Below are 10043 nucleotides of genomic sequence, written 5' to 3'. Positions count from 1 at the left end.
ATAAATTACCAGATAAAAATTTTAACCTTTCACATTAAGGTCAATGTAAATATGTATATTTACATCATATTAAAAAAAGAGGTTTTCAGATGGGTAAAGACAAAGTTTAATTAATCTGGATTAAGTCGTTAATATTAATGGAGAACGATATGTTATTAAATCAACCTTTAACAGAAAATAAGATAGCCGTATCAGAAGTTCCCGCAGTTACTTTGAAAATGTTAACCAGCCAGATAGAAGGTGCTGCTCGTCAGGGAGGGATCTTTACTAAAGAAGATCTCATTAGTATCAAATTATATGTTAAGCGTGGTTTGGAACTACCTTTTACGTTAGAAGAGGTAAAGAAATATATCGGTTATAACGATATTGATATTGAGGGGCTAAAACCTGCAAAGATGACAACCTTATTTAAAGAGATCCATGACCATGCACTTAGCTGGAGTGGTGTAGAAGATAAGGTTCAGCAGCAGAGTATTGATTTGGAAAATGTAGGCAGGCAGATTACTGAAACGGGTGGGGAAATAATTAGCATAATTGATCAGATGCCGATTATTGAACGCGTCAAGAAAAAATTAGGCGATTTAACTGATAAGCAATTGGCTGAAATAACTTATACCAATGATGATAAAGAAATTGCTGTTGAATTGGGGAATATCCTTGAAAGTATGAAAAAAGATATTCAAAAACAGCAGGAAAATACTCAGAGGGTTAAAAACGCAATAACTGACTTTAAGCTCATACTAATTGGTGGGAAATTATCAAATGGCAATATCGCTCAGGGAGTGCAGCCACAAATAAATAGTAAGAAAAAACTGATGGATGATAATAATCTTTCTGCAACTATCAAAGATCTGCAAGATAAGATTAATGAGAAGAATAAAGAGATTGATCAACTCCAAAAAGACTATGATAAATACGTTGGTTTGGCATTTTCTGGAATGGCGGGGGGAATTATTGGCTGGGCGATTACTGGCGGTATTTTTGGTGATAAAGCAGAAAAAGCACGTAAGCAGAAAAATGAATTGATTGGAGAAGTCAAAGTATTACAAGAGCAGGTTGAAGGTAAAAGTGCATTGCAAAAAGTGATCCAGGATTTATCACTTAATTTTAATGACATTGGTATTCGTATGGTGGACGCAGAAGTTGCCCTAAACCATTTGGATTTTATGTGGAGCACGATGCTAACGCAAATTACGACTTCTAAAGACAAATTTGCTGAAATTAATAATGCATTAAAATTGACCTCTTTTGTCGCGACGTTTAAACAAGTTATTAGCCCTTGGAAAGAAGTGCAAGGCTCTGCGACACAATTAATAAAAACTTTTGATGAAGCATTAGCAGAATACAGAAAACTCTATAACTAAATTTTTAAATAAAATATAAAGTAATAAGGAAATATTGAAATGTCTGAAAATAATGTTTTTCTAAACGAGATCTCGTATCCAGAAATTAATATTAAAGCCATCAATCAGGCGGCAAATACTATTTGGCTCTTGGCTGAACGTCAAACATCAGGTATTGCAATTGTTGGGGAAAAAGTCGAACGTCTCAGGCTTTATAGCCGTGATCTTAATGAATCGATACGTGTTTCTCTCTCTCAATTAATTCCAATACTCAGCCAATTCTCTGAGGGAGAAGCTTTTCAAACAATTAATCAAATCGATGAAGCTTTGGCCGTTCCCGGTTTGAGTGAGGATGATCGTCAAGCTCTTCTGCAAGAACGTGAGCAATTGATCAAAAAATTATCGCAAGATATCGATCATGTGATTGTCAATTTCAGCAGCAGATCCAATCAACTGACTGGAAAAATTAGTGATATGCGCAATATGGTGATTGCGGAGCGCTTGGAGGGGCTTTTAGCACAAACGGAATCCCAAAAAGCAGAATTGCAGAGTGATATTAAGGATAAAGTCGAAAAAAGAAATAAATTGGATGCTGAACGGGCTAAAATTATCGAAAGTCAGGATGTGATCCGGCAAAATAATATCGCAGATATGTTTAAAGATTTTATTCCTAGTGCCAGTGATATTGACGGATTGGATTTCACACAACCTAAAAAAGAAGCGATTAAACAGGCAATTAAACAAGGTGTTGAGATAACCAGAAAAATATTGGGTAAAGTTTCTGAAGGATTGAAATATATCGATCTGGCTGATGCCAGAATGAAACTCAGTGACCAAATCGAGCAGATAATAAAAGAATCCGATGCACTGAAAGCGACATTACGGGAAACGGAGCTACGGTTTGCCGGCCTAAAAGATGTAATGCAAATCGATACAGAACGCACCATTATGCTTGCTGAGGCGGTGAAATTGGAACAAGCGTGGAACACATTCGCGACTCAATTGCACCGTTTGTCAGGTAATAAAGTTGATCAGAAATATTTAACGAATCTGGTCAATGGTCAATTGGAATTTTTGGATGATTTAGCTTCGCAATATAACATGTTGAAATAAATAATTTTCTAAAATTGTAATTCATTTCCTTACTCCTTGCGGTGCGGGGAGTAAGGAATTTTTATACCATAGTCGTTTTGTTATAGCCTTGATTAATGAGAAGTAGAAAAGTGACGTCGTGAATTTTGTGGCGTATTTACAGAATTTTCAGGTAGTTGTCAATAATATCAAATCATGACTATCACCCAATTTGTGATAATTATTGGCAAAAATATAAATTGATATAAGCAGACAACTTATCTTTATGGAAAATTCTATTTTTTATCACGTCACTTATTATTTATAACTTACTGTTTTTAATAAGTTATTATCATAATTAATATTATTAAATTATGGGATACATCCCTATAATGTGACAACCTTCACAAGATGGCATTTTTCGCTAATTTTTGTTAGCAAAAGGTTTCGTTAGATCTTAGTATCGTCATTGCTTGTTACAAATTTAACATTTGCTTAACCAAAACAAGTAAAGTACTCCGCTCACCTGATTATTTATTATTCCAGAAAATAGGGGTCTTGGAATAGGAATCTCTTGGCGGTGGCTAAATAATAACAAGATAAATGAGGATTATGATAATGATAAAACGCAACGCACTAGCAATGGCAATTCCGGTACTTCTTATGACGGGGGCAGCCAATGCTGCTGAGATTTATAATAAGGAGGGTAATAAAATAGATTTATATGGAAAGGCCGATGTGCAAAGAACCTTTTCTAAATCAGATACACAGGATGGTGATGGTTCTGTTGGCCGTATTGGTATCAAAGGTTCAACCCAAATTACGGATAAACTGACCGGCTTCGGGCGTTGGGAATTTAATATGGGTGCCAATGGAACAGAAGTGGAGAGTGGGAAAAACACCCGAACCCGTTTGGCTTTCGCAGGGTTAAAATTTGGCGAATATGGTTCGCTGGATTACGGGCGTAATTATGGTGTCGTTTATGACGCTAACTCATGGACAGACGCATTGCCGGTATTTGGTGGTGATTCCATGGCGGCAACCGATAACTTCCTGATGGGGCGTTCAACCGGGCTATTAACCTACCGTAACACGGACTTTTTTGGTCTGGTAAATGGCCTGAATTTTGCCTTGCAGTATCAGGCCAAAAATGACAGTGGCACCAGAAATAGCCGTAGCGATGTTTCAAGGCAGAATGGTGATGGTTTTGGTCTCTCCAGTAGCTACGATTTTGGTAATGGGATCAGCGTTGGTGCCTCATACGGCAACTCTAACCGTACTTCGGCTCAGAAGTTGGGGAGTGATACCGCTAAGGTTCTGGCGAAAGGGAATAAAGCCGAAGCGTGGATTGTCTCTGCCAAATATGACAAAAATAACGTCTATCTGGCGGCCATGTATGGTGAAACCCGTAATTTAACCCGATTCGGCAGTTCCGTAGACAACTACACGATGTTTGCCAATAAAACCCAAAACATTGAACTGACGGCTCAGTATCAGTTTGATTTTGGTTTGCGCCCATCACTTGCTTTTGTTTATTCCAAAGGTAAAGATTTGGGGAATGACCTGACTGACAAGAGCATACCGGCAAGCAAGGGATCTGAGGATTTGGTGAAATATGTTTCCGTCGGTGCCTTCTATGATTTCAACAAAAATATGGGCACTTATGCTGAATATCAATTCAACCTGCTAAAAGACAACGATTTTTCCAAGAAAACGCAGATTAACACTGACGACGTGTTTGGTGTTGGCTTGGTTTATCGCTTCTAATTGAGATAGCAACTTTCAGACACTGGTTGAAAAACAGTGGGTGTTTTTTTGCCGAACTGCCTCAATGAACCTGACTGTTGAGGCAGTTCTTCTGTGATGACGGTGTTTACGTCTATCTTTCGGCTTCGCCGCCCAGTGCATCAATTGTGTTTTTGATTAACGCACTTAATTCACCTGTCATTAAGGTAAAATCAGCATCAAATCGTTGGGCAACATCTTCGCGATCGATATCATCATTTTGCTCACGTAAGGTTTCGCTGAATTTGATGCGTTTGAAAGAGCCATCATCTGACAGCATAAACTGAATGCGCTCTTCCCAATCCAGGGCCAGCTTAGTGACATATTTGCCGGATTCAATATGGGTTGCGATTTCGTCTGAGACCAAATCTTGCTTCTTACAGCGGATCACTCCACCTTCTTCCAGAACGGCTTTTAGTTCGGCTTCATCCATCAGGGCATAACCAGCAGGAAGATCACCTGAACGTACCCATTCAGTGAGCGTCAACTCAATGGGATCGGTGAATGTCAGGGGAACAACGGGCAGTGAACCCAATGTTTTTCTCAGCAGTGCCAGATTATCTTCTGCGCGTTTTGCGCTGGCGGCATCAACGATGATCAAATGGTTGACGGTATCGATCCAAATATAGGTTTGGCTGAAGCGGCTGAATGCCCGTGGCAGCAGCGTGTGGATCACTTCATCTTTCAGTGAATCTTTTTCGGTCTTTTTCAGCTTGCGGTGTTGTTCACCTTCCAGACGGGCTATTTTGGCCTGTAATTCCTGCTTGATCACCGGGGAAGGCAGCATTTTTTCTTCTTTGCGTGCGCAGATAACAATCTGATTGCCACAAGCGTGGGTTAATGCTTCACCGTGGGAACCCAGTGGAGAAACCCAACCCGTTTTCATCATATCTTGACTGCCGCATGGGGTGAATGCCAATGGGCTTAATTGTTTTTCCAGTTCATCCGCCGAAAGGGAGATTTCTCGGTTTAAACGGTAAATCATTAAATTTTTGAACCATAACATGCGGTTACCCCATATTGTTGCGCATCGTGACAAAGGTCATCTTAAAACATAAGGCTGCATGATAACGAATCATGTGACGAAGCCCTAGAACTTCATCAGTTTCCTATAATAACTTTCTCATTTTCATATAATAAAAAGCCTCATCCGGCTAAATAGAAAAGGTAAGTTATGCGCATAGGCATTGATCTCGGTGGCACCAAGATTGAAGTGATTGCATTGGGCGATCAGGGGGAAGCGTTATTTCGCAAACGGGTTGATACGCCTCAAAATGATTATCAAAAAACCTTGGAAGCTATTGTTGGACTGATTAGTGATGCGGAACAGGCAACCGGGCAGCAAGGAACCGTGGGGATTGGCATTCCCGGCGTGATTTCGCCTTTTACCGGCAAAGTCAAAAATGCCAACTCAGTCTGGCTGAATGGACAGCGATTGGATAAGGATATCGCGGCCTTGTTAGGGCGTGAAATCCGCATCGCCAACGATGCAAATTGTCTGGCAGTATCAGAGGCCATTGATGGTGCTGGTGAAGGAATGCCAATGGTATTTGCCGTTATCATCGGCACGGGCTGTGGCTCAGGGATTGCATTTGAGGGAAGGGTTCATGCCGGCGGCAATGGATTGGCTGGGGAATGGGGACATAACCCATTACCGTGGATGGATGAAGAAGATCGCGCTTATCAGGAGGACATCCGCTGTTTTTGTGGCAAACCGGGCTGTACTGAGACATTTGTGTCGGGTACTGGATTTATGACGGATTACTTGCGCTTGAGCGGCGTACAGAAAAAAGGCCATGAAATCATTGAGGCGTTGGCACAGGGAGATAAGTTCGCACAATTGGCGATGCGTCGATATGAACGGCGTTTGGCGCGAGCATTAGCACAGGTGATTAACTTACTGGATCCAGATGTGATTGTGCTTGGTGGTGGAATGAGCAACGTTGAGCGCCTTTACCAGACATTGCCCGATTTAGTCAAAGCGTGGGTTTTTGGTGGCGAGTGTGCAACCCCAATCAGAAAGGCGGTGCATGGTGATTCCAGTGGTGTGCGCGGCGCGGCTTGGTTGTGGCCTCAGCGCGGGAGATAATAAGCAGCTTTTGTTTTGCGAGCGGCAACTTGAAGTTTATAGGGTATATGAAGAGGTGTAGCATGAAAAAGAATATGTGGAAAATGTCAACACTGGCAATGCTGGTGGCATGCAATGTGAACGCGGCAACTGTTGATTTACGGGTCATGGAAACCTCGGATATTCACAGCAATTTGATGGATTTCGATTACTTTAAAGATAAATCCACGGAGCAATTTGGTTTGGTGCGTACTGCGACCTTAATTAAAGCCGCCAAAGCGGAAGCAACCAATGCGATCCTGATCGATAACGGCGATTTGATTCAAGGCAGCCCGCTGGCGGATTACATGGCGGCCAAGGGGTTAAAATCAGGGGAAGTTCATCCGGCCTACAAACTGATGAACACGATGGGCTATACCGTCGGCAACTTTGGTAACCATGAATTCAACTTTGGATTGGATTTCCTGAAACAGGCCGTTGCCGGTGCCAAATTCCCTTATATCAACGCCAATATCATGGATGCCAACACCGGCAAAAACTATTTTACGCCTTATATTATCGTTGATACGCCGGTTAAAGATCGCGCGGGCAAAGCGCACACGATTAAAGTCGGCTATATCGGTTTTGTGCCTCCACAAATCACTGTTTGGGACAAAGCCAATCTGGCGGGAAAAGTGGTGGTCAATGACATCACCGAAACCGCGAAAAGATTCGTTCCTCAAATGAAGAAAGAGGGCGCCGACCTGATTATCGCCATTCCCCACTCCGGTTTTTCCCAAGAGCCTTATAAGGCGATGGCAGAAAATTCCGTGTACTATCTGAGCGAAGTGCCCGGCATTAACGCCATTATGTTTGGTCATGCCCACGGCGTGTTCCCCAACAAGGAATATGCCGGTATTAAGGGCGTTGATGTTGCCAACGGAACGATTAATGGCATTCCTGCCGTGATGCCGGGGCAATGGGGGGATCATCTGGGTGTGGTGGATATGGTGATTAATAACGACAGCGGCGAATGGAAAGTCGAATCTGCCAAGGCGGAAGCCCGTCCTATCTATGACAAAGCGCATAAGAAAGCGCTGGTTGCACGCGATAGCAAGCTGGCTTCCCTCATCGAAAAAGCGGATCAGGGAACCCGCGATTTCGTGGGTAAATTGATTGGCAAAGCCTCTGACAATATGTACAGCTATCTGGCGCTGATCCAGAGTGATCCTACCGTTCAAATCGTCAATGATGCGCAGGTGGATTATACCAAACGCTTTATTCAGGGCGATCCTAATCTGGATGGGCTGCCTGTTTTGGCGGCAGCAGCACCTTTCAAAGTCGGCGGACGTAAAAATGCGCCGGCCGAATTTGTGGAAGTCGAAAAAGGGGATCTGACATTCCGTAACGCGGCTGATTTGTACCTCTACCCAAATACCCTGGTCGTCGTGAAAGCAACCGGGGCGGATGTGGTGGAATGGCTGGAGTGTTCGGCAGGGATGTTTAACCGGATTGACCCAACCTCCACCAAGCCGCAAGAATTGTTGAACTGGGATGGGTTCCGCACTTATAACTTCGACACCATCACGGGGGTTAACTATCAGATAGACCTGACCCAACCCGCTAAATACAACACCGATTGCCAGCTTATCAACAAAGGTGCGAACCGTATCAAAGACGTCACCTGGCAGGGCAAGCCGATTGATCCGAAAGCCACTTTCCTGATCGCCACCAATAACTACCGTGGTTACGGCGGCAAATTCGCCGGCACTGGAGACGATCACATTGCGTTTGCGTCACCGGATGAAAACCGCACCATTTTAGCTTCTTACATTTCCCGGATCACCAAAGAGAAAGGCGTCGTATCAACTCAGGCTGAAAATAATTGGTCATTCTTGCCAATCAAAACCGATAAGAAATTAGATATCCGTTTCGAAACATCACCGTCAGAAAAAGCGGCGAAATTCATCAAAGAACACGCCCAATATCCCGTGAAGTATCTGAAAAATGATGATGTTGGTTTTGCTGTCTATCAAATCGATCTGACCCACGCGGGTGATCGCGGTGCAAAATAGTGTGACGGGGATAAAAGATAACGCAGATCATCGTAGATAAAACCCATAGATCAAAGATACTGTAATGGTTGTTTGATCCAAATCATAAGTGCAACGCTAATTATTTCGCGTTGCACTTAATTATGTGAATTCAATAATTCGTTCTAATGACATCGAAGATGTAACTGAATGCAGTAATATTCATATCGGTAATGGTTATAAGGTGATAGTGATATATGTCATGATTATTTAATAATGAAAACACTTGTGGAGACGACGAATATGGAGACCACGAATATGCAGAAAATGCGGGTAAGGATAATAAAAAATAAACTATCTAAAATATTAACTTGTTCTATTAGCCTTATTTTAAGCAGTGTCACTTTTTCTTATGCAGCGATTGTTCCCCCCAATACTCAATTGGCAGATAAGCAAGAAATCACCCGTAATAATTTTTCTGAACCGGGTTCTTTAGATCCGCATAAATCTGAAGGCAGCAGTGAATTTGATATCCTGCGGGATTTTTTTGAGCGTTTGGTTGATACGGATAAAGAAGAGAATATTATTCCCGCCTTGGCCGAACGTTGGGAAACCCAAGATAATAAAACCTGGATCTTCCATTTAAAAAAAGGGGTGAAATGGTCCGACGGTACACCGCTTACCGCCCACGATGTGGTTTTTTCTTTCCGGCGCTTGGTCACGCCTGACACCCTTTCTCCTTATGGCAGCTATCTGATTCAAGCCCAGATTGTGAATGCGGGGGATGTCCTCTCAGGCAAGAGAAAACCGCAAGAGCTGGGTGTCAAAGCACTGGATGACACAACAATAGAAATCACACTGGAAAGGCCAAAAGCGGGCTTTTTGCAAATGCTGGCATTTCCCGCCGTATCTCCCGTCAGTGAAAAAGTCATTAAAAAATATGGCAATAAATGGACGCTGCCACAACATTTTGTCAGCAATGGGCCGTTTAAACTCTCGGAATGGGTGGTCAATGAAAAAATTGTTGGCGTCAGGAATCCCTATTACTGGGATGATAAAAATACCGTCATTAATAAAGTCACGTACTTGCCATTGTCAGATTATAAAGCTGACTTCAATCGCTATCTGACCGGCGAAATTGATATCTCCAACGGTGGGCCATCGGAGTTCTTGCCACTGATTAAGAAAAAATATGGTGATCAGTTACATGTTCGGCCCGTCATGAGTGTTTATTATTACCTGTTCAATACCCAAAAGCCGCCATTTGATGATGTTCGGGTCAGACAAGCGCTGGCCTTGGCATTAGACCGAAACATTATCACCGACAAGGTATTGGGTAATGGGCAGAAACCCGCTTACGATGTGGTATCTCCGGGAGCCGGGGGAATTTATTTAAAACCGCCTGAATATGCTTTATGGACACAGGAACAGCGCGTCGCCAAAGCCAAAAAGTTATTGCGTGAAGCCGGTTTTAACGAGAAAAATCCGCTTAAATTTGATTTGCTTTACAACACGAAAGAATCACATAAAAAAGTTGCCATTGCCGTGACGTCTATGTGGAAGCAGAACCTGGGTGTTCAGGCCAACTTACAAAACCAGGAATGGAAAGTGATGTTGGATAATATGCACCAGAACAAATTTGATGTTGTCAGGTACGCATGGACAGCGGATTACAATAGCCCAATGTCTTTCCTGAATACTTTCCTGACCGGAAGCAGCCATAATATCCCGCAATATGCCAATAATGATTTTGACCAGATGGCA

7 protein-coding genes are annotated in these 10043 nt (G+C 42.6%); 6 read left to right on the top strand and 1 reads right to left on the bottom strand.

Annotated elements, in window-relative coordinates:
* The first annotated feature begins 149 nt into the window (after positions 1-149).
* The 3 genes from PSI15_RS16160 to PSI15_RS16150 all read left to right on the top strand — a co-directional run bounded on the left by PSI15_RS16160 (position 150) and on the right by PSI15_RS16150 (position 4181).
* Complete coding sequence (locus PSI15_RS16160; protein ID WP_273584424.1) at positions 150-1364, top strand: alpha-xenorhabdolysin family binary toxin subunit A; 1215 nt, start codon at positions 150-152, stop codon at positions 1362-1364.
* 39 nt (positions 1365-1403) lie between these two features.
* Complete coding sequence (locus PSI15_RS16155; RefSeq protein ID WP_273584423.1) at positions 1404-2456, top strand: alpha-xenorhabdolysin family binary toxin subunit B; 1053 nt, start codon at positions 1404-1406, stop codon at positions 2454-2456.
* Positions 2457-3032: 576 nt separating this feature from the next.
* Positions 3033-4181 carry a porin gene (locus PSI15_RS16150; protein ID WP_273584422.1) on the top strand — a complete coding sequence of 383 codons (1149 nt, stop codon included), beginning with the start codon at positions 3033-3035 and terminating at the stop codon, positions 4179-4181.
* 112 nt (positions 4182-4293) lie between these two features.
* Here the strand turns inward: PSI15_RS16150 and rdgC are convergent, their stop codons facing one another.
* Positions 4294-5205: a recombination-associated protein RdgC gene (gene rdgC, locus PSI15_RS16145; RefSeq protein WP_273584421.1), complete on the bottom strand. Its 912-nt coding sequence runs from the start codon at positions 5203-5205 to the stop codon at positions 4294-4296.
* A gap of 168 nt (positions 5206-5373) precedes the next feature.
* Between rdgC and mak the strand changes: the two genes are divergently transcribed.
* The 3 genes from mak to PSI15_RS16130 all read left to right on the top strand — a co-directional run.
* Positions 5374-6288, top strand: a complete 915-nt coding sequence (mak, locus tag PSI15_RS16140) for a fructokinase (RefSeq protein WP_273584420.1) — start codon at positions 5374-5376, stop codon at positions 6286-6288.
* Positions 6289-6350: 62 nt separating this feature from the next.
* Positions 6351-8321 carry a bifunctional 2',3'-cyclic-nucleotide 2'-phosphodiesterase/3'-nucleotidase gene (locus tag PSI15_RS16135; protein ID WP_273584419.1) on the top strand — a complete coding sequence of 657 codons (1971 nt, stop codon included), beginning with the start codon at positions 6351-6353 and terminating at the stop codon, positions 8319-8321.
* A 261-nt stretch (positions 8322-8582) separates the two neighbouring features.
* The coding region (locus PSI15_RS16130) for an ABC transporter substrate-binding protein (RefSeq protein ID WP_273584418.1) at positions 8583-10043 on the top strand (1461 nt) is incomplete at its 3' end.

The organism is Xenorhabdus sp. PR6a, assembly GCF_028599065.1.
In the GTDB taxonomy this organism is placed as follows: Bacteria; Pseudomonadota; Gammaproteobacteria; order Enterobacterales; family Enterobacteriaceae; genus Xenorhabdus; species Xenorhabdus doucetiae.
The sequence above is the reverse complement of the archived record's forward strand: the minus strand, read 5'-3'. Positions and strand labels throughout refer to the sequence as shown.